The sequence below is a fragment of the Nocardiopsis sp. FR4 genome, assembly GCF_009830945.1.
Taxonomy (GTDB): Bacteria; Actinomycetota; Actinomycetes; order Streptosporangiales; family Streptosporangiaceae; genus Nocardiopsis.
In genome coordinates this window covers 20,923-45,042 of the sequence record NZ_VWVV01000028.1, presented here as the reverse complement: position 1 = coordinate 45,042, position 24,120 = coordinate 20,923, and the positions used below count along the sequence as shown (strand labels likewise).

General features: G+C 74.1%; 21 protein-coding genes. 11 read left to right on the top strand and 10 right to left on the bottom strand.

Going from position 1 to position 24,120, the window contains the following annotated elements:
* Positions 1-87 precede the first annotated feature (87 nt).
* The 6 genes from FYW95_RS22030 (at position 88) to FYW95_RS22005 (ending at position 7,347) form a co-directional block, all read left to right on the top strand.
* Complete coding sequence (locus FYW95_RS22030; protein WP_159945198.1) at positions 88-771, top strand: lysophospholipid acyltransferase family protein; 684 nt, start codon at positions 88-90, stop codon at positions 769-771.
* A 390-nt stretch (positions 772-1,161) separates the two neighbouring features.
* A complete protein-coding gene (locus FYW95_RS22025) occupies positions 1,162-2,511 on the top strand; it encodes an FAD-dependent oxidoreductase (protein WP_159945232.1) in 1,350 nt (449 codons plus the stop codon).
* Between the two features lie 373 nt (positions 2,512-2,884).
* Complete coding sequence (locus FYW95_RS22020; RefSeq protein ID WP_236572273.1) at positions 2,885-5,683, top strand: penicillin-binding transpeptidase domain-containing protein; 2,799 nt, start codon at positions 2,885-2,887, stop codon at positions 5,681-5,683.
* A gap of 329 nt (positions 5,684-6,012) precedes the next feature.
* Positions 6,013-6,324 (top strand): hypothetical protein, encoded by a 312-nt coding sequence (locus FYW95_RS22015; RefSeq protein WP_159945200.1) that lies wholly within the window; start codon positions 6,013-6,015, stop codon positions 6,322-6,324.
* Positions 6,325-6,412: 88 nt separating this feature from the next.
* On the top strand, positions 6,413-6,661 hold the full coding sequence (locus tag FYW95_RS22010; protein ID WP_159945201.1) for a hypothetical protein: 249 nt from the start codon (positions 6,413-6,415) through the stop codon (positions 6,659-6,661).
* Positions 6,662-6,753: 92 nt separating this feature from the next.
* Positions 6,754-7,347 (top strand): CAP domain-containing protein, encoded by a 594-nt coding sequence (locus tag FYW95_RS22005; RefSeq protein WP_159945202.1) that lies wholly within the window; start codon positions 6,754-6,756, stop codon positions 7,345-7,347.
* Positions 7,348-7,572: 225 nt separating this feature from the next.
* Here the strand turns inward: FYW95_RS22005 and FYW95_RS22000 are convergent, their stop codons facing one another.
* The 6 genes from FYW95_RS22000 to FYW95_RS21975 all read right to left on the bottom strand — a co-directional run bounded on the left by FYW95_RS22000 (position 7,573) and on the right by FYW95_RS21975 (position 13,068).
* Positions 7,573-7,908, bottom strand: coding sequence for a DUF3040 domain-containing protein (locus tag FYW95_RS22000; RefSeq protein ID WP_159945203.1), 336 nt, complete (start codon positions 7,906-7,908; stop codon positions 7,573-7,575).
* A 166-nt stretch (positions 7,909-8,074) separates the two neighbouring features.
* Complete coding sequence (locus FYW95_RS21995; protein ID WP_159945204.1) at positions 8,075-9,214, bottom strand: ABC transporter ATP-binding protein; 1,140 nt, start codon at positions 9,212-9,214, stop codon at positions 8,075-8,077.
* Complete coding sequence (locus tag FYW95_RS21990; protein WP_236568086.1) at positions 9,214-9,996, bottom strand: ABC transporter permease; 783 nt, start codon at positions 9,994-9,996, stop codon at positions 9,214-9,216. Before FYW95_RS21990 ends, FYW95_RS21995 begins: the two co-directional genes overlap by 1 nt.
* A 56-nt stretch (positions 9,997-10,052) precedes the next feature.
* Complete coding sequence (gene modA, locus FYW95_RS21985; RefSeq protein ID WP_159945206.1) at positions 10,053-10,832, bottom strand: molybdate ABC transporter substrate-binding protein; 780 nt, start codon at positions 10,830-10,832, stop codon at positions 10,053-10,055.
* Entirely contained in the window at positions 10,825-11,226 is a 402-nt protein-coding gene (locus tag FYW95_RS21980) for a TOBE domain-containing protein (protein WP_159945207.1), read from the bottom strand. Before FYW95_RS21980 ends, modA begins: the two co-directional genes overlap by 8 nt.
* Before the next feature lie 234 nt (positions 11,227-11,460).
* On the bottom strand, positions 11,461-13,068 hold the full coding sequence (locus FYW95_RS21975; protein ID WP_159945208.1) for a glycoside hydrolase family 10-like protein: 1,608 nt from the start codon (positions 13,066-13,068) through the stop codon (positions 11,461-11,463).
* Positions 13,069-13,449: 381 nt separating this feature from the next.
* Here FYW95_RS21975 and FYW95_RS21970 point away from each other — a divergent pair, with 381 nt between their 5' ends.
* Together FYW95_RS21970 and FYW95_RS21965 are read left to right on the top strand one after the other, a co-directional pair.
* The gene (locus FYW95_RS21970) at positions 13,450-14,724 is read left to right on the top strand and encodes an isochorismate synthase (RefSeq protein WP_159945209.1); all 1,275 of its coding nucleotides are present in this window, start codon (positions 13,450-13,452) and stop codon (positions 14,722-14,724) included.
* A 129-nt stretch (positions 14,725-14,853) separates the two neighbouring features.
* Positions 14,854-15,303, top strand: coding sequence for a GNAT family N-acetyltransferase (locus FYW95_RS21965; protein WP_159945210.1), 450 nt, complete (start codon positions 14,854-14,856; stop codon positions 15,301-15,303).
* Between the two features lie 149 nt (positions 15,304-15,452).
* Here FYW95_RS21965 and FYW95_RS21960 read toward each other — a convergent pair whose 3' ends face one another.
* From FYW95_RS21960 to FYW95_RS21945, 4 genes are all read right to left on the bottom strand, one after another.
* Entirely contained in the window at positions 15,453-17,477 is a 2,025-nt protein-coding gene (locus FYW95_RS21960; RefSeq protein ID WP_159945211.1) for a PhoX family protein, read from the bottom strand.
* 356 nt (positions 17,478-17,833) lie between these two features.
* Entirely contained in the window at positions 17,834-18,679 is an 846-nt protein-coding gene (locus tag FYW95_RS21955) for an ABC transporter ATP-binding protein (protein WP_201294982.1), read from the bottom strand.
* Positions 18,676-19,782, bottom strand: a complete 1,107-nt coding sequence (locus tag FYW95_RS21950; RefSeq protein WP_159945212.1) for a FecCD family ABC transporter permease — start codon at positions 19,780-19,782, stop codon at positions 18,676-18,678. Before FYW95_RS21950 ends, FYW95_RS21955 begins: the two co-directional genes overlap by 4 nt.
* Positions 19,779-20,852: a FecCD family ABC transporter permease gene (locus FYW95_RS21945; RefSeq protein ID WP_159945213.1), complete on the bottom strand. Its 1,074-nt coding sequence runs from the start codon at positions 20,850-20,852 to the stop codon at positions 19,779-19,781. Before FYW95_RS21945 ends, FYW95_RS21950 begins: the two co-directional genes overlap by 4 nt.
* Positions 20,853-21,027: 175 nt before the next feature.
* Between FYW95_RS21945 and FYW95_RS21940 the strand changes: the two genes are divergently transcribed.
* The 3 genes from FYW95_RS21940 (at position 21,028) to FYW95_RS21930 (ending at position 24,092) form a co-directional block, all read left to right on the top strand.
* Positions 21,028-22,050 carry an ABC transporter substrate-binding protein gene (locus tag FYW95_RS21940; RefSeq protein ID WP_159945214.1) on the top strand — a complete coding sequence of 341 codons (1,023 nt, stop codon included), beginning with the start codon at positions 21,028-21,030 and terminating at the stop codon, positions 22,048-22,050.
* Between the two features lie 90 nt (positions 22,051-22,140).
* Entirely contained in the window at positions 22,141-23,409 is a 1,269-nt protein-coding gene (locus FYW95_RS21935) for an alanine racemase (RefSeq protein ID WP_159945215.1), read from the top strand.
* A 107-nt stretch (positions 23,410-23,516) separates the two neighbouring features.
* Positions 23,517-24,092, top strand: a complete 576-nt coding sequence (locus FYW95_RS21930; RefSeq protein ID WP_160050707.1) for a GNAT family N-acetyltransferase — start codon at positions 23,517-23,519, stop codon at positions 24,090-24,092.
* Positions 24,093-24,120 lie beyond the last annotated feature (28 nt).

The following is a 24,120-nucleotide window of genomic DNA, read 5'->3' as shown; positions in this document are numbered from 1 at the left end:
ACCCGTGGCCACGACGGGCACCGCCCGGCCCCGATAAGCTCGGAGGCCACCCGCCCGTCCCCCGCCACCAGCGAGAAGAGCCGACCAGTGTCACTGTACGGAGCCGCCAAGACCGTCATCGCGCCCGCCACGCGCCTGGTGTGGCCCCAGAGGGTGGAGGGCGCCCACCACGTCCCCCGTAGCGGACCGGTGATCCTGGCCGCCAACCACCTGGCGCTGATCGACCCCCTCTTCATCGGCGTGGCCTGCCCCCGGCCGGTGCGCTTCATCGCCAAGCAGGAGCTCTTCGACGAGGGGACCCTGCCCCGGCGGCTGTTCACCCGGGCCCTGCGGGCCATCGGTCAGCTGTCGGTGGACCGCCGCCCGGGCCAGAGCGCCCAGGAGGCCATGGACAACAGCCTCAAGGTGCTGGAGGGCGGCGAGGTCTTCGGGATCTTCCCGGAGGGCACGCGCTCACCCGACGGGCGCCTCTACCGGGGGCAGACCGGGCTGGCCTGGCTGGCGCTGACCACGGGCGCCCCCGTGGTGCCCGTGGCGTTGGCCGGAACCGACCGCATCCTCCCCCACGGCCGCAGGGTGCCCTCCCTCAACCGCGTGGGGGTGCGCTTCGGCGCGCCGGTGGACCTGTCGGAGTGGCGGGGCCAGGCGCACCGGGCGCGCCCGCGCCGCGCGGCCACGGACGCCGTCATGGACGCCATCGCCGCGCTGTCCGGCCAGGAGCGGGTGGCCCGGTTCGCCGCCTCGGTCAAGGCCGAGCTCGACCAGGGGTGAGCCAGCGCCCCGGCCTCCGCGCCCGGGCCGCGCCCGGGAGCGGAGGCGCGCGGCCGCTGGGGCCCCGGGCCCGCCGCGGACCCGTGACCGCGTGGTGACTTTCCCCACAGCCCGATCGGAACTCAAGCACCGCTGACCGGGCGTTGACCCCTGGTTGGAGGCCCCTACGGCACGCCTGCCGGGGGCCACGGACCCGCTCCCGCCTGGGAGGGCCGCTCCGGACCGGTTTTCGGGGGCGCCGAGAGCCCCTGGCACCGCCCCGGCAATTCTCCACCTTTATAGTAGGTTTTCCCGGTGCCGACACCGGATAGATTAGGCAAGCCTTACCTTTTGATGGCGTCCGACTCTGGCGCGAAGACTTGGAGCTGTGCGATGACGCGACCACTGCGAGTGGGAATCGTGGGTGCGGGCCCGGCGGGCATCTACGCCGCGGACCTGCTCACCAAGGACGAGACCCTGTCCGCGTGCGGCACGTCTGTCAGCATCGACATCCTGGACAAGCTGCCCTCCCCCTACGGCCTGGTCCGCTACGGCGTGGCCCCGGACCACCCCCGGATCAAGCAGATCCAGGGAGCACTGCACAAGATCCTGGACAAGCCGGAGATCACCTTCTACGGCAACGTCGAGTACGGCGTGGACCTGAAGCTGGAGGACCTGCGCCACCACTACGACGCTGTCGTCTTCGCCACCGGCAGCGACCGCGACCGGCCGCTGGACATCCCCGGCATCGACCTGCCCGGCAGCCACGGCGCCGCCGACTTCGTCTTCTGGTACGACTCCCACCCCGACGTCTCCCCGTCCTGGCACGTCGAGGGCACCAGCGTCGCCGTGATCGGCGCGGGCAACGTGGCCGTCGACGTGGCCCGCATCCTGGCCAAGAGCGCCGAGGACCTGATGGACACCGACATCACCGACAACGTGTACGAGGGTCTGCGCGCCAAGCAGATCACGGACGTGCACGTCTTCGCCCGCCGCGGCATCGCCCAGTGCAAGGCCACGCCGATGGAGCTGCGCGAGCTGGACAAGCAGCCCGGCGTCGAGGTCATCGTCTACCCCGAGGACTTCGACATGGACGAGGGCAGCCTCCAGGCCTGCGAGGAGTCCAACCAGGTCAAGACCAACGTCAAGGTCCTGCAGAACTGGGCGATCCGCGACCCGCGCGGCGCCGAGCGCCGTCTGCACCTGCACTTCCTGCACAGCCCGGTGGCCGTGCTGGGCGAGGACCGCGTCACGGGCCTGCGCACCGAGCGCATGGAGCTGACCGGCGACGGCAGCGTCCGGGGCACCGGCGAGTACGTCGACCACGAGGTGCAGGCCGTCTACCGCGCCATCGGCTACCTGGGCTCTCCCCTGGCCGACCTGCCCTTCGACGAGGAGCGCGGGGTCGTCCCCAACGCCGCTGGCCGGGTCCTGGACCTGGACGAGCAGCCCATGGACGGCGTGTACGCCACCGGGTGGATCAAGCGCGGCCCCGTCGGCCTCATCGGCCACACCAAGGGCGACGCCCTGGAGACGGTGACCAACCTGGTCGCCGACCGCGGGTCGTTCACCCCGGCCGCCGAGCCCGACCCCACCGCCTTCCGCGCCCTGCTGGAGGCGCGCGGGGTGCGGTACACCACCTGGGAGGGCTGGCAGCGGATCGAGGCCCGCGAGGAGGAGCTGGGCGCCGAGCGTGGACGCAAGCGCCTGAAACTGCTCTCCCGCGAGGAGCAGACCAGCATCGCACGCCAGGAGCGGTAGGGCGCGCGAGCTTCCCGGCCGGTCCCGCGCCCCTCTGCGGGACCGGCCACCGTATTCCCCGCCGGTCCGTCCGCGCGGCGTGAGATTGCGCATGCGCCCCGTCCCCGGACGGCGGAACAACGGCCGGGTCCGATGGGTTAGAGTCACTGTTGGTCGGTGTGGTAGCAAGTGTCCCCCGGGCCTCAACTATTGCCTTCGCGGAATACCGCGTGCGGCCCCGCCTCCGGGCGGGGACCGTACGGCCAGGAGCCCCGTTGTGCCCCGCGCCGAGAGGCGACCGCCATGCCGACCCTCATCCTCGTGCCCCGCTCCCACCGAGGTGGGAGCGGGGCATTCTGGTATTCACCGCACACCCAGCAAAGGACGGTCAGGCGTGGACGAACGGTCCCCCCGGCAGCCGGATTCCTCCGGGCCGCCCGAAGAGTCGGACGAGACGGCGGCGCGCGCCCCGCGCCCCGAGAACCCCTACCGCATCCCCCAGCGCCCCCCGGGCCCGGCACGGACCGACACGGGGGGCTTCGGCGGCTACGGGCCCTCCGCGCCAGCGGCACCCGCGCACGACGCGCCCCGCGACCAGTCCGCTCCCGCGGGCGGGGAGTCCTCCTCCGGAGGCGGGACATGGGGCGGGCCCCGGCACGGGGCGGGTACCCGCGGCTCCTCCGACTCCTGGGACACCCCGGGGAGGCCCTGGGAGGATCCGGCGGCTTCACGCGAGAACCCGGGCGGCTCCTGGGGCGCCCCGGACACCTCCTCGGGCACCCCGCAGGACTCCTGGGACACCTCCCGTGGGTCCTGGGACGCTCCCGGCCAGCCCTGGAGCGCCTCCGACGAACCCCGGGAGACTCCGAACGACTCCTGGGGCGCGCCGAGGGACTCCCGTGACGCCCCCGTCGAGTCCTGGGAGACCCCGCGGGACCCCTGGGACGCCCCCCGCGACACCTCGGACACCCCGGGGAACTCCTGGGACGCCGACCGCGCGGGCCAGGCCCCGTCCGAGGACTGGGACACCCCCTACCCCTCGGCGCAGGGGCCCTCCGGAGGCTGGAGCGGTACCGGATCCGAGGCCCCCGTTCCGGACCCGTGGCAGGAGACCCCCGACCAGGACTCGTGGCAGGAGGCCCCCGGCCAGGACCGGCAGTCGGCCGCGGAGGCCGGAACCCGGGACTGGGACCGGCCCGGCCCGGAAGTACCGAGCGGACACGGGGAGGCCTGGGACGAGGGCCCCCGACAGGACGACCCCTACCACGGGGAGCCCTACCAGTGGGGCGACACCCCCTACCCGGGCACACCCTCCTACCCGGACCCGGGTGCGGCCTCCCATCCCCGCGAGGCCCCCCACGAACAGGAACCCCGCTACTCCCACGAGGCGCCCGAGGACGGGGCCGCCCCCGGCCAGCGCCCCCGGGAGGACTACGCGTACCTCTACCACGGCGACTCGGGCCCCGGCGGCCCGGACGACCCCGACCACCCGGAAGACGACTACTACGACGACGCTCCCCCGCCCCGGCGCGCGTCGCGGCGGGGACTGGTGATCGGCCTGGTCTCCGCCGTGGTGGTGCTCCTGCTCGTGGGCGGCGCGGCGTCCTGGTACGTCCTGACGCTGCCCCAGCCCGAGGAGACCACCGCCGAGTACGAGGCCGCCTGGGAGGCCCAGGACTACGATCGCCTGGCCGCGGTGACCACCGGCGGCGACGCCGCCGGGGTCATGAGCGGTATCGACGCCGGCCTGGGTGTGGAGTCGATCGACGTGGAGATCACCGCGCCGAGCACCGAGGGCGGCAGCGGCAGCGCCTCCTACGAGGTGACCGTGGACCTGGCCAACGCCGGCGACTGGGGCTGGGAGGGCGAGCTCCCGCTGGTGCGCGAGGACGGCGAGTGGTGGGTGGACTTCTCCCCCGAGGTCGCCTACCCCGGGCTGGGCGAGGGCCAGGTCCTGGTCCGCACCACCGTGTGGGGCGAGCGCGGTCGGATCCTGGCCGCCGACGGCACCCGGCTGGACACCCCCGACGTCTCCGGTTCGCTGCAGATGATCGTGGGCTCCCTGGGCGAGGCCACCGAGGAGGACGTCGAACGGCTCGGGCCGGCCTACAGCGTCGGCGACACCGTGGGCGTGGGCGGCCTCCAGAGCACCTACGAGGAGCGCCTGGCGGGTGAGGCCGCCACGACCATCCTCATGGTCGACGCGGCCCAGGCCGAGGACCCCGACTCCCTGGAGGCCACCGAGGAGAACACCGTCGCCTCCCTGGACGGCTCCGACGGCGAGGACATCGTCACCAGCATCGACATGGCCGTGCACAACGCGGCGGCCAACGCGATCATCGACTCCGCCAAGCCCGCGGGCATGGTGGCCGTGCGCGCCTCGACCGGGGAGGTCCTGGCCGCGGTGAACGTGCCCGGCGGGTTCAACCGGGCCTTCGAGGGACAGTACGAACCCGGTTCGACGCTCAAGGTCGTCTCCTACAGCGCCCTGCTGGACAGCGGCATGACCATGGACACCGTCATGGACTGCCCCAAGGAGTTCGACCCGGGCGGCTGGAACTTCCGCAACGCGGGGGGCGCGGAGTACGGCGCCCAGTCGGTGACCGAGGCCTTCGCCACCTCCTGCAACACCGCCCTGGTGCAACAGGTCGTCGACCGGCTCAGCCCGGACGCGCTGCGGGCCAGCGCCGAGCAGTTCGGCATGAACGCGCCGCTGGACATCGGCGTGCCCACCTTCGAGCCGTCCTTCCCCACGCCGGACGGCAACGTCCTGTTGGGCGCCCAGAGCATCGGCCAGGGCCAGGTGCTCACCTCCCCGCTGCACATGGCCACGGTGCCCGCCGCGGTGGCCGACGGCTCCTGGCGCCACCCGGTGCTGGTGACCGACCCCGTGCGGGAGGGCCTGCCCGAGCCGCGGGCCGTCGCCAACGCCGACGCGCTGCGCACGATGATGCGCGCGGTCGTCACCGAGGGCACCGCCAAGGACGTGCCCTTCCAGGGCGAGGTGTACGGCAAGACGGGCACGGCCGAGTACGGCACCGCCGAGGACGCCGACGAGAACGGTGAGCTGCCCAGCCACGCGTGGATGATCGGTTTCAAGGGCGACGTGGCCTTCGCCGTCGTGGTCGAGGGCGGGGGCGGGGGCTCGGCCGTGGCCGCTCCGCTGGCCGCCAAGTTCACCAACGCCCTCTGAGCCCGCCCGCGGGGCCGAACGACGGCGCGCACCAGCCCGGCTGGTGCGCGCCGTCGGCTTTCCGGGGGCCGCGCCTCCCCGGCGGGGCCACGCTGGACGGAGGGCATTGTCGCCGTTTCCGTCGTCGGGGCCACTGTGAGCGGGGAAAAGCAGCCCCAAAACGACCAATTATTACTTTGAGTTATTTGACTAATACTAAGAGTTAATAACATGTCACTCGGGGGCAGATGTACGGATGGCGCCAGGTGAACGGTTCCCCCGAGGGTCGAGATGGGGGGACCCGCGCCATCGGACCGGCAGAGCGCTGGTCCGCCTCGAAAGGACACAGGATGAACCGCAAGTCTCTCACCCGGATCGCCTTCGCCGCCGTCGCCGTCCCGGCTCTCGCCTTCGGCGCCCCGGCCGCGGCCATGGCCGACAGCTTCTTCGGCGCCGAGGCCACCGCCGCCGGCGTCCACGGCGCCGCCAACCACAGCGTGACGGCGGCCGCCTTCGACGGGCACGGCCACCGCCACGGCGGTGGTGACGGCAAGGGCAAGGACGGCGACCACTGGGGTGGCGGCTCCTTCTACCACAAGAACTCCAGCTGGGCGGGCCCCCACGGCGCCGCCTCCCACAACGTGTTCAGCGCCGCGTACTAGGCGCACCGGTCCTGTCGGGCGCGGTGGCCGACCGGGCCGCCGCGCCCGACAGGCGTTGTCCTACCGTTCCGAGAAGGGGGAAGGACCGATGGCCCTACTACGACGAGGCCTGTCCCTGACCGCCGTGGCGTGCGGCCTGGCACTGGGCGCGCCCTCGGTCGCGATGGCCGACGCGAGCTTCCACCACGACTTCGGCGCCGCCAACGCCAGGGGCGCCACCATGACCGTGGTCCGCAGCCACGTGGACGAGGACGGCGGGGTCACCTACGAGTACGTGACCTACACCGCCACGGACAAGGGCGCCACGGTGGACCGGACCAGCAGCGCGGCCGAGTGAGTTTCGGGGCGGGCGGCCCGCGGGCCGTCCGCCCCTGGTGTGCGCGGGCACGGCCCGAGGAGGGGGTTCCCGCGCAGGAGAGGGAAGAAGACATGCGAAAGCGCTTGGTGCGAGGATCCGTTCTCGCGGCGACGGTGCTGGCCCTGTGCTGCACCGGTGCGTCGGCGGCGGCAGCCGACCCCGACGTGTTCGGGGAAACCGGCGCCCCGGCGTCCGTCACCGCGCCCGGGGCGGCCCCGCCCCCGCTCGGAACGGACGTGCCCTCGCCGTGGGGCGACCTGACCGGGTACGGCGACCCCTGGCCCGAGGCCGAGGCAGCCGTCGTGCGCCTGGTGAACAAGGAGCGGTCGAAGGCCGGGTGCACAGCGCTCAAGGTCGACACACGACTGGCCGAGGCGGCCCGTGAGCACAGCCACAGCCTGGCCCGCGACGGGTCGGTCTCCATGACGGGCTTCTTCCCGGGGAGCTCGGCCCGGGACCGCGCCCACGGCAAGGGCTACTCCCGCACCGCGGGCGAGATCGTGGCCAGCGGCTTCGAGACCGCCGAGGAGGCCGTGAAGGCCTGGACCCGGCACACGGGCCCCGGCAACAGCCTCACGAACTGCGACGTCAAGGAGACCGGTGTGGGCGTGGTGGTCACCGACAGGAGCACCTACTGGACCCAGATCCTGGGCTACGGCTCCTGAGACCGCTCCGGGGTCGGCGGCTCCGGAGCGCGGTGTGCCGGCGCCGTCCGCGGTCGCTGCGGACGCACGCTCTCCGGGGCGCCCGCCCGTGTCCGGGGAGGCGGATCGAGAGCTCCGGCGGTCCCGGGACACGACGGCGGGCGGTGCGTACCGGGTCTCGGTGCGCACCGCCCGCCCTCGCGTGTCGCGGGTGGGTGCGGCCCGGCGAAGGGGTCCCGGTTCCGGTCAGGGGGAACCGACGGACTCGGCCGGGTCGGCGTCCACGGGGTCGGGATCGGGCACCGTGCCGCCGGTGGTCTCCGAGGTCCCGGTGGGCACGGGCGTGGCGGGCTGCGGGGTACTCGGGGTCAGCACGAAGAGCAGCACCAGCAGGCCCGCGGTGACCGCGGCGATGAGGCCGCACGCCACCCACGGCTTCCAGCTGGTCAGTCCGGGGTCCACCGGAGCGTCGGGGTCCCCCGAACCGAAGGACTCCATGCGTCCGGCAAGCTCCGGCTCCTCCTCGCTGAGCTGGCGCTCGATCTCCTCGAGGATTCTTCTCTCGTGCTCTCTCAGGGACATGGCACCCTCCTCAGCCGCTGGGGGAAGGACTGTCGTCGCCAGGTGTCCTAACAGTCTCCCCAGCGGCAGGGGGAGATATCCAGATGTGCACAGGTTTTCCAGGACTGGTTTTATCTGCTGTCACTGGGTAGGTTTATGCGGCTTTTCATCGCTTTGGGACCGCGTCTCAGCCCGGATAGCACTCCACCTCGGCGGCCTTGACCTGGGCCCATACCCGGTCCCCGCGGGTCAGGCCCAGCTCGGCCAGGGCCGCCGGACTGATGTCGGCGGCCAGGGAGGGCCGCCCCGCCAGGTGCACCCGCACCTGGTCGCCGAACCGCTCCGTGCCCTCCACCGTCAGGTGCCAGGCGTTGCGCGGGCTGCCCTGCGGACGCCGAGGGTAGAGCGCCACCGCGCGCGGCGGGAAGGCCACCAGGGCGGGACCGTGGTGCGCCTCGTGCACCTCCACCCGGGCGGCCCCGGCGTCCTCCGGCGGAGGAGCGCCGGTGCCAGCGGAAACGGCGGGAGCGGCCGGGTCCAGGGTGACGGTGGTGCCCTCGGCGGTGCCCCGGAACAGGTTCAGCCCCACCAGCCGCGCCACGTAGGCCGTGCGCGGGCGCCGGGCCACGTCGGCGGGCGGCCCCTGCTGGACCACGCGGCCGCCCTCGACCACCGCGATCCGGTCGGCCAGCACCATGGCGTCGAGCGGATCGTGGGTGACCAGCACCGTGGCGCCGTCGAACCCCTCCAGCAGGGAGCGCAGCCGGGCCCGTACGTCGATGCGGGTGCTGGCGTCCAGGGCGGCCATCGGTTCGTCCAGCAGCAGCAGGCGCGGGCGCACGGCCAGGGCGCGGGCCAGCGCCACCCGCTGGGCCTGGCCGCCGGAGAGCCGTCGGGGGCGGACGCGGGCGTACTCGGACAGGCCCATGTGGGCGAGCAGCGCGGAGGCCCGCTCGCGCGCCCCGGCCCGGGACAGGCCCTGGCGGCGCGGACCGAAGGCGACGTTGTCCAGGGCGCTCATGTGCGGGAAGAGCAGGTAGTCCTGGAAGACCACGCCGACGGGGCGGCGCTCCACGGGGGTGGCGGTCTCCTCGCGCCCGTCCAGGCGCACGTGGCCGCCGGTGAGGGGTACCAGACCGGCCAGGGCGCGCAGGACCGTGGACTTGCCCGCGCCGTTGGGGCCCAGCAGGGCGAGGATCTCCCCCGGCCCGACCTCCAGGTCCACGTCCAGGCCGAAACCGTCCCGCTCCAGGCGCAGGCGGGCGTCGAGCACGGGTGGCGGGGACCGGTCCGGGCCCGGGGTGCGGGGTGCGTCGGGCGGGGCCATCAGGTGTTCGTCCACCTCTCGCGCAGGGCGGCCAGGACCGCCAGGCACACCAGTAGCAGGATGAGGCTGAGCACGACGGCCGCCTCGGGATCGTGCCGCATGGCCACGTACACCGCCAGCGGCATGGTCTGGGTGGTGCCGGGGAAGTTCCCGGCGAAGGTGATGGTGGCCCCGAACTCGCCCAGGGCCCGCGCCCAGCACAGGGCGGCGCCCGCCCCGACGCCCGGCAGCACCATGGGCAGGGTGACGCGGGTGAAGACGGCGGCCCGGCTGGCGCCCAGGGTGGCGGCGGCCTCCTCGTAGCGGCGGTCCGCGCCGCGCAGCGCGCCCTCCACGCTGATCACCAGGAACGGCATGGCGACGAAGACCTGGGCCAGGACGACGGCGGCGGGGGTGAAGGGGACGGTGACCCCGAACCAGGCGTCCAGGTGGCGGCCGAGGATCCCGTTGCGGCCCAGCACCAGCAGCAGCGCGACGCCGCCGACCACGGGAGGCATCACCAGGGGCACCGTGACCAGGGCGCGCACGAGGCGGCGGCCGGGGAACTCGGTGCGGGCCAGCAGCCAGGCCAGCGGCACCCCCAGCAGCAGGGAGCAGGCGGTGGCGGCGGTGGCGGTGGACAGCGACAGCCCCAGGGCGGTCAGCACGGCGGGGTCGCCGAGGCGCTCTCCCATGGTGGACCAGGGGGCGCGCACGACCAGGCCGGTCAGGGGCAGCACCAGGAGGGCCAGGCCGGTGAGCGCGGGTAGGACGAGGATCCAGGGCGAGCGTCCGGAGCGCACGCGCCGTGCCCTCCCCGCGGAGGCGGCGGGGTTCTCCCGCGGCCGGGGGCCGCGGGTCACGGGGCACCGAACCCGGCCGCGGCCAGGGCGTCCCGCCCCGCCTCCGAGCGGACCAGGTCCACCCAGGCGGCGGCGAGGCCGGGGTCGGCGGCCCCGGCCAGGACGGCGATGGGGTAGGCGTTGACCGCCGTGTCGGCCTCGGGGAACTCCAGGCCCCGGACGCGGTCCCCGGCGGCGGCGACGTCGGTGGCGTAGACGAGCCCGGCGTCGACCTCGCCGAGTTCCACCTTGGTCAGGACGGCGCGCACGTCCTCCTCGTAGGTGACGGGGGTGACCTCGACCCCGGCGGCGTCCGTGGCGGTGCGGGAGGCCGCCCCGCAGGGGACCTCCTCGGCGCACAGGGCGACCGCGACGTCCTCCTCCGCCAGGTCGGCCAGGCCGCCGACCCCGGCGGGGTTGTTCGGGGGCACGGCGATGCGCAGGGTGTTGGTGGCGAAGACCGCGCCCCGCTCGCCGTGCTCGGCGGCCCAGGCGGGGTCCACGCCGCCCTCCCCGGCTACCCGCGCCATCGTGGCGGTGTCGGCGGCGGCGAAGACGTCGGCGGGGGCTCCGGAGGTGATCTGCACGGCCAGGTCGCCGCTGCCCGCGAAGTTGAGGGTCACCTCCGTCCCCGGGTGGGCGTCCTCGAACCCCTCGGCCAGGCCGGTGAAGACGTCGGTGAGCGAGGCGGCGGCGAAGACGTGCAGCCGCTCCCGCTCCTCCCCGGCCGCGCAGGCGGTGGCGCCGAGCGCGACCGCCGCCAGGACGCACAGCGACCGCCGGGCCGACTCACGCATGGCCGCCCCCGGCGGTCTCGACGACGACGTTGGTGGACTTGACGACCGCCGTGGCGACGGTGCCCACCCGCAGTCCGAGTTCGTCGGCGGCCTCCCGGCTCATCAGGGAGACCACGCGGTGCGGACCGGCCTGGATCTCCACGCTGGCCATCACCCGGTCGCGGACGACCTCGGTGACGAGGCCGCGGAAGCGGTTGCGGGCCGAGGAGACGCCGCGGCCGGGGTCCTCGTCGGCCCCGGCGCGCATGAACGCGGCGAGGTCGGCGCCGTCGAGCAGGCGCCGACCGGACCCGTCGCGGGTGGCGGCCAGGCGTCCGGAGTCCACCCACCGCCGGACGGTGTCGGCGCTGACGCCGAGCAGGTCGGCGGCCTCACTGATCTGGAAGGTCGGCATGGCACCAACCTAGCTCCCGCACAAGCTAGCCGGAAATAGACTATCGGCTGGCACATGCCGCCTTCCTACGAGTGAAGGCTGGACGTTGCGACGAAGAGGCCCCACGCGGGCGCTCCGGGCGGCGCCCCGGAAGCGGTGTCGGCCGGGAACCACGGCCGATCAGGGTCCAGCGGGAACCGGGGCCGATCGGGAGCCCGCCCGACCGTCGGCCGGACCGCCTCCGGCGCGGACCCCTCAGCGGCGCACGTCGGCGACGGCGCTGGGCGGTCCCTCGGCGCGGTAGTCGTCCAGCGCGGTGACCACGTACCCGGCGCCCCCGTCCAGCGGAGCGGTGTCGGACAGCTCCGTGCGCCCGGTGACGCCCACGAGGTCGGCGGAGGCCAGGGCGGCGCACCGCGCCTCCCCGGGGCCGGACGCGGTCCGGGCGAGGTCCGCGGGCAGCCGGTAGACGGCGTAGAAGCGGGCGCCCTCGGCCTCCTCCCAGGCGACGTCGACGCGGCCGTCGGCGTCGCGGGCGGTGACGTCGCCGACCGCGCCCGCCAGCGGCCCCCGCTCCCCGGGCGCCTGGGCGCGCGGCGGCAGGGCGGGCTGGCCGTAGTGCGCGGCGGAGAGCGCGGCGTAGGCGTCGGCGGCCTGTGTGCGCAGGTTCTTGATGGAGAAGTAGACGTCGCCGCCGACCCCGGGGAGGGCGCCGGAGTAGTCGAGCTGGGCGCTGAGCGCGTCCCGGCCGGTCCAGCCGTCCTCGCCCACCCGGTAGGCGGCCTGGCCGATGTACAGGTCCACGCCGGTGCCCTCCACCTCCGCCGACCACCAGTCGGCCAGCACCTCGTAGTCGGCGGTGTCGAAGCCGCGGTGCCAGTACAGCTGCGGCGCGACGTAGTCGACCGTCCCCTCCCGGATCCAGGCGCGGGTGTCGGCGTGCTGGGCCGAGTAGGACTCCAGGCCCGAGGTGGCCGAACCGGTGGGGTCGCTGGTGTCGTTGCGCCAGATGCCGAACGGGGAGATGCCGAAGCGCACCCAGGGCTTGGTCTCCTGGATCCGCTCGTGCACGCCCGCGACGAGCCGGTTGACGTTGTCGCGGCGCCAGCCGTCGCGGTCGTCGAAGCCGTCGCCGTGCTCCCGCCACGTGGCGTCGTCGTCGAACTCCTCCCCCGCCTTGGGGTAGGGGTAGAAGAAGTCGTCGAAGTGCACGCCGTCGACGTCGTAGCGCTCGACCACGTCCATGATGACGCCGGTCACCCATGCCCGGACCTCGGGGTTGCCCGGGTCGAGGTAGGCCTCGTCGCCGTAGCGCACCATCCAGTCCGGGTTGCGCCGGGCGGGGTGCTCCGGGACCAGGCTCTCCACGTCGGGGTCCTGGAAGCCGACCCGGTAGGGGTTGAACCAGGCGTGCAGCTCCAGGCCGCGCTCGTGCGCCCCGGCCACGGCGTACTCCAGCGGGTCGTAGCCCGGGTCGCCGCCCTGCTCGCCCGTGAGGTAGCGGGCCCACGGCTCCAGTTCGGAGGCGTAGACCGCGTCGGCGGTGGGGCGCACGTGCAGGAACACGGCGTTGAGGCCCAGGGCCGCGGCGTCGTCCAGGTAGGCGTCGAGTTCGGCGCGCTGCTCGTCGGCCGGCAGGCCCGGTTCGGAGGGCCAGTCGATGTTGCGCACGGTGGTCAGCCAGGCCCCGCGCATCCGGTGCCGGTCCGCCTGCTCCTGGCAGGGGCCGGCGGACGCGCCCGGTTCCCGCCCGTCCGGGGAGTCGGCACCCTGGAGGGCGCAGGCCGTCGACAGGGCGGTGACCGCGACCGCCGTCGCCGCCCACCGGGCCGCGGTGCGCGGCAGGGCACGTGCCACGTGCATGGTTCTGGTCCTCCTCAGCGGGGTGCCGCGCACCGCCCTCAACCCCGGCGCCGCGCCGCGAACCAGGGTAAGGGAGGGCGCCCGCCCCCGGACCCGGCCGGGGACGGGCGGAGGACGGCGGACCGCCCTCCGCGCACGCCCCGAGCACACTCCCGGAAAGGCCGCACGGGACACCGGCGCGCCCGGCGGCCACCGCTGTGGACCGCGCCTGTCAACCACGGCGCCCCGACAGAACACCCCGTACCTCCACGAACACCCCCTATGCGCCGATGCCGACACGTCGGGCACAATGCGGATCCCCGGGCACGGTGCTCCCCGCAACGTCGCCACCTCGGAGGATCCGGACACACCGCCCCAGACGAGGTCCTAGACTCGGAGACCGTGAACGCCGCCCTGAGCCCGCCCAAGCTGTTCGTCCGCACCGTCGCCCTGCGTGACCTCACCGGCAGTCTGGTCCGCCACCTGCCCGCGGGATCGCCGTTGGCCTGGCTGACGGGGGACGAGGGGATCGTGGGCTGGGGCCGGGCCGCGCGGCTGGACCTGGGCGGCGCACCCGCCGGCGCCGAGCCCACCGACACCACCCGCTTCACCGAGGCGGCCCGCTGGCTGGACTGCCTGCGCGAGCACGCCGAGGTCGAGGACGGGGTCGGCCTGCCCGGCACCGGCCTGGTGGCCTTCGGCACCTTCACCTTCGCCCCCACCTCCCCGGGCTCCTCGCTGGCGGTGCCGCGCGTGCTCCTGGGACGGCGCGGCGGACGCACCTGGCTGACCACCGTGGCCGACGAGCCCGGCGCCCACCCGCCCGAGCTGCTGCACCCCGCGCCCGAGCCCAGACCCGTGGGCCCGGTCTCCTGGAGCGGGGGCTCGCTGTCGCGGGAGCGGTGGGCGTCCGCCGTGGCCGACACCGTCGCGCGCATCCGCGCGGGCGGGCTCGACAAGGCCGTGCTGGCCCGCGACGCCCTCGCCGACGCCGACGCCCCCATCGACGTGCGCACGCTGCTGGAGCGGCTGCGTCTGCGCTTTCCCAGCTGCTTCACCTTCTCCGTGGACGGCATGGTGGGGGCCACCCCGGAACTGCTGCTGCGGCGCGAGGGCGACCAGCTCACCTCGCTCGTGCTGGCCGGAACGCGCCCGCGCGGCCAGGACCCCGACGAGGACCGGCGCCTGGGCGAGGAGCTGCTGGCCTCGGCCAAGGACGTGGACGAACACCGCATGGCCGTGGACTCGCTGCGCACCGCGCTGGAACCGCTCACCGAGGAACTGGACGTGCCCGACCGCCCCCGCCTGCTGGAGCTGGCCAACGTGCAGCACCTGGCCACCCCCGTGCGCGCCCGCCTGTCCCCCGGGGTGTCGGCGCTGGAGGCCGTGGCCGCCCTGCACCCCACCGCGGCCGTGGGCGGCACCCCGACCCCGGTGGCCATGCGCCTGATCGAGGAGGTCGAGGGCATGGACCGCGGCGGCTACGCCGGTCCGGTGGGCTGGCTGGACGGCGCGGGCAACGCCGAGTGGGGCATCGCGCTGCGCAGCGCCCGCGTGGACGGGGCGCGCGCCCGGCTCTTCGCCGGGTGCGGCATCGTCTCGCGCTCGGAGCCGCACGCGGAGCTGGCCGAGACCGAGTCCAAGTTCCGGGTGATGCGCGAGGCCCTCACCGACTGATGGTCGGGCCGGAAACGTCGCTGGTGCGACGAGAGAGGCCCAGCACCCGATGACCTCGTACTTACGGCGAATCTGGGCGCCGAGCAGGGTTTCACATGATGGAAACACGGCGTCGCTAGCGTGACACCCATGCACATCGACGAAGTCGCCTGGGACGATCCCGACGCCCGTGCCCTGCGGGCCGCTCAGCGGGCCGAGATCGCCGAACGGTACGGCACACCCGACTCCGAGCCCGGCACGGCCCCCTCCGCCGCGGACGTCGCGGTGTTCGTGGTGGCCCGCGACGCGGAGGGCGCGGCCGTGGGCTGCGGCGGCCTGCGCGAGCTCGGCGACGCCGCGGGCGAGGTCAAGCGGATGTACGTGCGGCCCGAGCGGCGCGGGTCGGGCGCCGCGGCGCTGGTCCTGGCGGCGCTGGAGGACCGGGCCCGCGAGCGCGGCTGGAAGTGCCTGCGCCTGGAGACGGGCGACCGCCAGCCCGACGCCGTGCGCTTCTACACCCGCTCCGGCTACGCGCCCATACCCCCGTTCGGCGCCTACGCCGACTGCCCCTCCTCGCTGTGCTTCGAGAAGGTGCTCTGAGGGGCCGCCCCTCCCCCGGCCCGCCTCCCCTCGGACCCGCCGGGACCGGACGTGACCGGTCCGGACACGGAGAACCGGCCCCGACCTCCCCCACGATGGAAGCCGGAGCCGGTGGTCGCTCCCTCCCGGGCGGGAGGGCGGGGCCGGGGCTACTTGCCCACGTCGCGGCCCTTGGAGTGCCAGATGCACACCACGGACGGACGGGGCATGTCGCCGTCGGGCCAGGTGCTGGTCGGCGCGTCGAAGGTGCCGTTGTCACCCGGGTGCTGCGGGGCCAGGAAGACCGTCTTGTTGTCCTTGGTGATGAAGGGACCGCAGGCCTCGGCCCGCACCGGGACGGTGGCGAAGGTCTTGAGCTCGCCGCGGAAGCGGCCCTCGACCGGCATCACGTGCAGCGCGTCGTTGATCCCCAGGCTGCCGGGCTGGCCGTCGGTGGAGATCCACAGGTTGCCGTCGGCGTCGAAGGTCAGGTTGTCCGGCGCCGAGATCGGCATGACCTTGGACTTGTCGAAGCCCGCGTAGTAGGTGCTGTCGTCCTCGGGGTCGCCGCACACCAGCGGCACGTTCCAGGAGAAGGAGGTGGCCGCGGCGTCGTTGCCGTCCTCCACGAGCTCCAGGATGTGGCCGTAGCGGTTGGGGCCGCGCGGGTTGGGCTCGTCGGCCTGGCCGGGCTCACGGGCGGAGTTGTTGGTCAGGGCGAGGTAGACCTTGCCGGTGACCGGGCTGGGCTCGAAGTCCTCGGGGCGGTCCATCTTGGTGGCGCCCGCGGCGTCGGCGGCCAGGCGGGTGTAGATGAGCACCTCGGCGACGCTGAAGCCGTCGACGAAGCTCTGGGTGTCGGTGCACAGCGGGATCCACTCGCCGGTGCCGTCGAACTCGCCGTCGGAGGGCAGGGCGCCGGAGCCGTCGAACTCCTCGGCGGGGCTGTTGCCGCTCAGGCGGGCCACGTACAGGGTGCCCGAGTCCAGCAGGGTGAGGTTGTGGCGCCGCGAGCCCTCGACGTACTTCTTGGCGCTGACGAACTTGTACATGTAGTCGAAGCGCTCGTCGTCGCCCATGTAGGCGACCACGCGGCCGTCCTCGGCCAGGCGCGTGGTGGCGCCCTCGTGCTTGAAGCGGCCGAGCATGGTGCGCTTCCTGGGCTCGGAGCCGGGGTCGAGCGGGTCGACCTCGACGATGTAGCCGAAGCGGTTGGCCTCGTTGGGGTGCTTGGACAGGTCGAAGCGCTCCTCCACCCGGTCCCAGCGGCGGCTGGGCAGCCCGGTGCCCAGGCCGTAGCGGGAGGTCTCCCGGGTCCCGGCGGCGCCGCCGAAGTACTGGTTGAAGTTCTCCTCGGCGGTGAGGAAGGTGCCCCACGGGGTCATGCCGCCCGCGCAGTTGTTGAGCATGCCCCTGACCAGGGTGCCGGTGGGGTCCTCGGCGGTCTGGAGGAGGGGGTGCCCGGCGGCCGGACCCGTCAGGCGGATGGGGGTGTCGGCGGTGATGCGGCGGTTGAAGGCGCGCTCGCCCTTGGACACGACCCACTTGCCCGTGCGGCCCTCGCGCTCCAGCTCCACGATGGAGCCGCCGTGGGCGGCCATCGCGATGCGGATCTGCTCCTCGGTCGCCGAGGCCCCGTTGGTGTAGCCGGGGAACATGATGCCCTCGTTGGTGTACTCGTGGTTGACCCACAGCAGGGCGCGGTCGTCGTCGAGCTGGTGGAAGCCGACGTAGTCGCAGTTGTAGCCGAACTGCTGGGCCTGCGACTCGGGGGTCTGGTTGTACACGTCGAACTCGGGGGCGCCGGGCAGGACGGGGTCGCCCCAGCGGATGATGACGTGCTGGTCGTAGCCCTGGGGGATGGTGACCTTGTCGTCGGTGTTGGGGAGGACGCTCTTGAAGGTGGGGCGCGGGGCGGGGTGGGGGCGGTTCCCGCCGCGGGGGTCGGCGGCGGCGGGGCTGAACGCGGCCAGGCCGAGGGCTCCGACACCCGCGGCGGCCGCACCGGCGCGGAGCGCGGTGCGGCGGGAGAGGGCCTTGGCGAAGATGTCGCCGAAGTAGGCGTTGTCACTCGTGTTGGGCGCGGGGTGGAAGCACGCGTCGCCACAGCGCAGCTTGCACGTTGCGCGGGAACGGCCTCCTCCGACCTCGCCGATCAACGGCAGCGGACGGCGGCGGGGCGCGGATTCGGGCACACCTTCTCCTTGGGGATCGTGCTGCTTCCGCGTGCTCCGTACGGTACGGGTCGCTCCGGCGCGCGCGGATTGTCCTGGTCCGACGGGTTTGATCCCGCCGGTCGGTCTCGACCTTGGCCGAGGTTCCGCACGCGCAGGTGAAACCGAGGTGAACGCGCCTACAAATCCCGCGCATTCCCTGGTGCTTTCACGCTGGAGATCGGTACGGTTACCTAGGGTCGGCACTGGTCGCGATCATGACCTATCCGGATCCGACCGGTCTACGCGCCACGCCCGGAACACGCCCGCCATGGGGCTTTGCTCCCACGATTCGGTTTTCCGTCCGCGCCCTCCTCCGCACGCGGGGGGCACGCGGATCAGGAGGACCGGCCGCTGCGGCCGACCGGAACCACCATGGGGCCACCGGTGACCGGGTCCTCCACCACGACCGCCTCCAGGTCGAAGGCCTCGCGCAACAGCTCGGGGGTGAGCACCCGCTCGGGCGGACCGCAGGCCACCACCTGGCCCTGGCGCATGGTGATGACGGTGTCGGCGTAGCGGGCGGCGAGGTTGAGGTCATGCAGCACCATGACGATGGTGCGGCCGCCCTCGCGGTGCAGCTCGCGCACCAGGTCCAGGACGTCCACCTGGTGGACCAGGTCCAGGAAGGTGGTGGGCTCGTCCAGCAGCAGCAGGTCGGTGCCCTGCGCCAGGACCATGGAGATCCACGCGCGCTGGCGCTGCCCGCCGGACAGCTCCTGCAGGGGGGCGTCCGCCAGCTCCAGCAGCCCGGTCCGCTCCAGGGCCGCGGCCACCGCCTGGTGGTCCTCGCCCGACCACTGCCGGTACCAGCGCTGGGCGGGGTGTCGGCCGCGGGCGACCAGGTCGGCGACGGTGAGGCCGTCCGGCGCCACCGGCTGCTGGGGCAGCACGCCCAGCACCTCGGCGACCTCGCGGGTGGGCACCCGGTGGATGTCGCGGCCGTCCAGCTCGACCAGGCCCGCCCGGGGCTTCATGAGCCTGCCCAGGGCGCGCAGAAGGGTGGACTTGCCGCACCCGTTGGGGCCGATGACGCAGGTGACGGTGCCCTCGACGATGTCGGCGTCCAGGCCCCGCACGACGGTGTGGTCGTCGTAGGCCAGGGTGAGGCCGCGCGCGCTGAGCCGGGCCGGGGCGGTGGCGGGAGCGGAGTCGGTGCGGGTGGTGGTGTGTGGGATGGTCACGCGTGGGCCTTCCGGTTGCCGCGGACGAGCAGGTGGATGAGGTAGAGGGCGCCCAGGCAGCCGGTGACGATGCCCACCGGGAGCTGGACTCCGGCCAGGTTGCGGGCGAGCAGGTCGGCTCCGCTGGTCAGGGCGGCGCCGACGAGGGCGGAGAGCAGGACGGGCGGGCGCGGCGTGCGGGCCAGGCGCAGCGCGATCTGCGGGCAGGCCAGGGACACGAAGAGGATGGGTCCGGCGGCCGAGGTGCCGAAGGCGGCCAGGAGCACGGCCAGCACCAGCGTGGCGGTGCGGGCCCGCTCCAGGCGCACGCCCAGGCCCGCGGCGACGTCGTCGCCGTAGGAGAGCGCGTCCAGGGTGCGGGCGGCGACCAGGGCCAGGGGCAGCAGGACGGCCAGGGCCACGGCCACCGGGAGGGCGTTCTGCCAGGTGCGCATGGACAGGCTGCCCGCGATCCAGACCATGGCGCGGCCGGTGTCGCTGACCTCGCCCAGGGTGAGCATCCACAGGGTGAGGTTCATCAGCACCGTGGACACCCCCACGCCCACCAGCAGCAGGCGGAACCCGTCGATACCGCCCCGCCAGGCGAGGGCGTAGCACACGGTCCCGGCGGCCAGGCCGCCGACCAGGGCCAGAGCGGGGACGCCGACACTGGCCAGCGGGCCGCTGAGGATGCCGTAGCTGCCGCCGAGGGCCATCACGCCCACCACGCCCGCGCTGGCGCCGTGGGTGACGCCGAGCAGGTCGGGGCTGGCCAGGGGGTTGCGCATGATGGTCTGGGTGATGGCGCCCGCGGCGGCCAGCGCGGCCCCGGCGAGCATGCCCACCACCAGGCGCGGCATGCGCACCCGCCAGACGGTGAAGTAGTCGTCGTAGGTGGTGCCCACGATGTTGGCCCAGACCACGTCGGGGGGCAGGAAGGTCGCGCCGATGGAGAGGTTGAGCAGCGCCAGCACCAGCAGGACCAGGGTGGTCACCAGTCCCACCGCTACCAGGCGGGGCCGCAGCGGCAGCGAGACCGGGCCGAGCCGGACCGCCCGGCGCGCGGCGGCCAGGCGGTCCAGGGCCCGCGCGCGGGCGCCGTCGGGGGAGGGGGTGGAGGTCATAGGGCGAGGAGTCTCCGGCGGCGGACGATGTGGACGAAGAAGGGTGCGCCGATCAGGGCCAGGACCACGCCGACCTGGAGCTCCCCGGGCGGGGCGAGGAAGCGGCCCAGGACGTCGGCGAGCAGCAGCAGGCTCGCGCCCATGAGCGCCGAGTAGGGCAGCAGCCAGCGGTAGTCGGCGCCCACGACGCCCCGGGCGATGTGCGGCACGATGAGGCCGACGAAGGCGATGGGACCGCAGGCGGCGACGGTGACGCCGGTGAGCAGGGTGATGGCGACCAGCCCGGTGGTGCGGGCCCGGCCGATCCGGAAGCCCAGGGCGCGGGCGGTGTCCTCGCCCAGCGCCAGCGCGTTCAGGGCCCGGGCGTTGGCCAGGGCCATGAGCGTGCCCGCGGCGACCACGGCGACCATGGGGGCGAGCACGGAGGGGTCGCGGCCCACCAGGGAGCCCACCCGCCAGAACCGGAAGTTCTCCATGGTGGTCTGGTCGAGCAGTACCAGCCCGGACACCAGTGAGTAGGCCAGCCAGCTCACCGCGGTTCCGGCCAGGGCCAGGGTGATGGGTGTGGGGCCGCGCCCGGGGACGGATCCGATCGCGTAGACCAGCACGGTGGCCGCGGCGGCGCCCGCGAAGGCGAACCAGGCCTGGGTGTACAGGGTGGTGACGCCGAAGAGCAGAATGCCCAGCACCACGGCCAGGGCGGCGCCGAAGGTGACGCCGAGGATGCTGGGGTCGCCCAGGGGGTTGCGGGTGTGGCCCTGCATGAGGGCGCCGCCCAGGCCCAGGCTGATCCCGGCGAGCAGGCCGAGCGCGGTGCGCGGCAGGCGGATCTGGTGGACGATGATGTCGGCCTCGCTGCCCGCGGTACCGGTCAGGGCCAGCCAGACGGTTCCGGGGGTCAGGGCGCGGGCGCCGACCAGGACGCTGGCGGCGGTGGCCAGGCACAGCAGCGCGAGCAGCAGGAACAGGCCCGAGATTCTGCGTCTCCGGCGGGCCGCGACCGCGTCGCCCGCGGCGGCCGCCAGCCCCGACGCCGTGGGGGTCGTCGGCGTCCCGGTCGTGTTCCTCACCCGTTCTCCCTACTCATGAAAGAGGCCAGGCCGACCTAACTTAGGTTTGCCTAGCCACACCCGGATGATCTAAGTTTGCCACGACTCGGCCTGAGACGACACCTCACCTGGTGAAGTGTGCTGTTTCCGTGGCCGCGGACTCCGTTTTCCCCTGCAACTCCCGGGAGCCCCCAGCATGAACACCCTCGCACACCTGCGACGCACGGGCCTGCCCCTGGCCGTCGCCGCATCCCTGACCCTGGTGACCGCCTGCGGCGCGAGCGGCCCCGAGGAGGAGGCCGGCTCCGCCGCCGGAGGGGAGACCGCCGGGGGCTTCCCCCTCACGGTCGAGCACGCCATGGGCGAGACCGAGATCCCGGCCGCGCCCGAGCGCGTGCTGCCGCTGGACTTCACCTACGTGGACGCCACCCTCGCCCTGGGCGGAAACGTCGTGGGCTTCACCCAGATCGCCGAGGGCCAGGACACCCTGCCCGACTACCTGTTCGAGAGCGACTGGAACAAGGGCAGCGCCGAGGAGGCCGAGTCGGTGGGCCTGCTGTGGGAGGTCGACCCCGAGCGGGTCGCCCAGGCCGAGCCGGACCTGATCCTGTCCGCCGAGGTGCGCCACGGCGACGGCTACGGCCAGCTCAGCGAGGTCGCCCCGACCGTGATGTCGGAGACCACCGGCGCCTCCTGGAAGGACAACCTGCGCCTGACCGGCGAGGCGATGGGCATGGCCGAGGAGGCCGACCGGCTGGTGAGCGAGTTCGAGGAGCGCGCCGCGGCCATCGGCGAGGAGATCGCCGAGTCCACGGACGGTGAGCTCCCCACCGTGTCGGTGGTGCGCTTCGCCGGTGACGCCGACGGCGTGCGGCTCTACACCCGCAACTCCTACATCGGCGTGATCATGGACGACCTGGGCCTGCCCCCCAGCGAGAACACGGAGACCGACTCCGAGGAGATCGCGACCTACCACAGCCCCGAGCGCCTGATGGACCTGGAGGCCGACCACATCCTGGTGGCCACCTACGACGACGGCGAGGCCGGTGAGGTGGCCGAGGACAAGGAGCGCTACGTCACCAACCCGCTGTGGGGCGAGCTGGAGGGCACCAAGACGGACGTGGACGACGCCTACTGGATGTCCGGTGTCGGCCTGATCTCCGCGCACGCCGTGCTGGACGACGTGGCCGAGATCTTCGGCGTGGACCCGCAGCGCTAGCGGCCCTCCCCCGGGGCGGGGCCGCCCCGGCCCCGCACCCGCACCGACGTCCGGACCACATACCCCGCGCGCCCTCCCGGAAGGGGTTCCATGGAACCGCCCCGCTCCTTCGACCACGCCCCCGCCCTGCCCGCCGAACGGATCCCCGAGCGCGTGCGCCGGGCGGCCCTGGAGCTGGCGGCCGGTTCCGGCTCGGGCTACGTCTACGACCCGGCGCTGGCCGCCGAGCGCGCCCGCACGCTGCGCGGGTCGCTGCCCTCCTGGGCGCGGGTGTACTTCGCGGTCAAGGCCAACGGCTTCGAACCGGTACTCGCCCACCTGGCCGAGGCGGTGGACGGGTTCGAGGCGGCCTCCCTGCGCGAGGCGCACACCTCGCTGGCGGCCCTGCGCGGACGGCGCACGGGCCCCGGCGGCGCGCGGATCGCGGTGAGCGGGCCGGGCAAGACCCCCGAGCTGCTGTCCGGGCTGGCCCGCCTGCGCGCCGAGCGGGGCGCGGACGTGGTGGTCAACGCCGAGAGCGAGCTGGAGCTGCACCGGATCTCGGCCGCGGCCCGCGAGGCGGGCACGGTGCTGCCGGTGGCCCTGCGCGTCAACCCCGAGCGCGTCCCGGTCAGCGGGGCCCTGGTGATGGGCGGTACCCCCGGCCCCTTCGGCGTCCCCGAGCCGCTGGTCCCCGAGGCCGTGCGCACGGCCCTGGCCCTTCCGGGGCTGGACGTGGTGGGCTTCCACGTGCACGCGGTCAGCGGCAACACCGACGCCGGAGCGCACGCCGCCTACGTGCGCTGGTGCCTGGAGTGGGCGGACAAGACCGCCCGCGAGCACGGGGTGGACCTGCGCCTGGTGGACGTGGGCGGCGGGCTGGGCGTGCCCTTCGAGGAGGGCACGGCCGACTTCGACCTGGCGGGGTTCGGCGCCGCACTGTCCGGACTGCCCGACCCGGGCGTGGAGGTGGTCCTGGAGCCGGGGCGCTGGATCGCGGCGCCCGCGGGCTGGTACGCGGCCCGGGTGACGGACGTCAAGGCGGCCTACGGGGAGCACTTCGCGGTGGTGCGGGGCGGGATCAACCACTTCCAGCTGCCGACCTCCTGGGAGATCCGGCACAACTTCGCGGTGCTGGAGGGCGGACCGTGGCCCGTGGGGGTCCCCCGGCCCGCGGCGGCGGGGGTCTCGGTGACGGTGTGCGGGGAGCTGTGCACCCCCGAGGACGTGCTGGCCCGGGACGTGCGGGTGGACGCGCTGCGCGCCGGTGACGTCCTGGTCTTCCCCAACGCGGGCGCCTACGGGCACGAGTTCGCGATGCCCGCGTTCCTGGGCCATCCGGCGGCTCCCCGGGTGAGCGTGGACAGCCGCACGCACTGAGCGGCGGTGTGCCCCGGGTCACTCCCCCGGAGACCTTGACACACTTAGGTAAGCCTGCCCTAATTATTATGGCTTTTCCGTGCGCACCCCCCGACGAAGGAGTTCCCGTGCCCGTATCCCCCGCCGCCCCCGCCGCCACCTGGCGGGTGGACAACCTCACCGGCGCCGAGGTCCTCGCCGACCCCTCCCCCTGGGTCGAGGCCTACGAGGCGGTGTACGCCGACGTCCTGCACCTGCCCGACCACAGCGACCCGCCCTTCGGTGAGCGCCTGGCCTTCAGCGCCGCCCGCCCGGGCTTCAGGCTCACCGCGTGCAGGGCGGACGGGGAGCTGGCCGGGTTCGCCTACGGCTACACCCTGCCCACCACCACCGGCTGGTGGGACGGACTCGCCCCGGCGCCGGGCGTGGACGCCGACGAGGTCACCGCCGAGCGCCCGGGCCGCACCTTCGCCATGTGCGAGGCGCTCATCCACGCCCCCTACCGCGGCACCGGGATCGTGGAGCGCGCGCTGCCCTTCCTCCTCGCCGGACGCCGCGAGGAGCGGGCCGCCGGGCTGGTGGCCCGGGGCAACACCCGCGCCCGCGACATCCTCCTGCGCAACGGCTGGCGGCACGTGGGCGACCTCGCCCCGCACGAGGGCTGGCGCGCGCACCACTGCCTGGTCCTGCCGCTGGCCCGCTGACGCCCTCCCCAGGTTCCTCCCCGCCGGG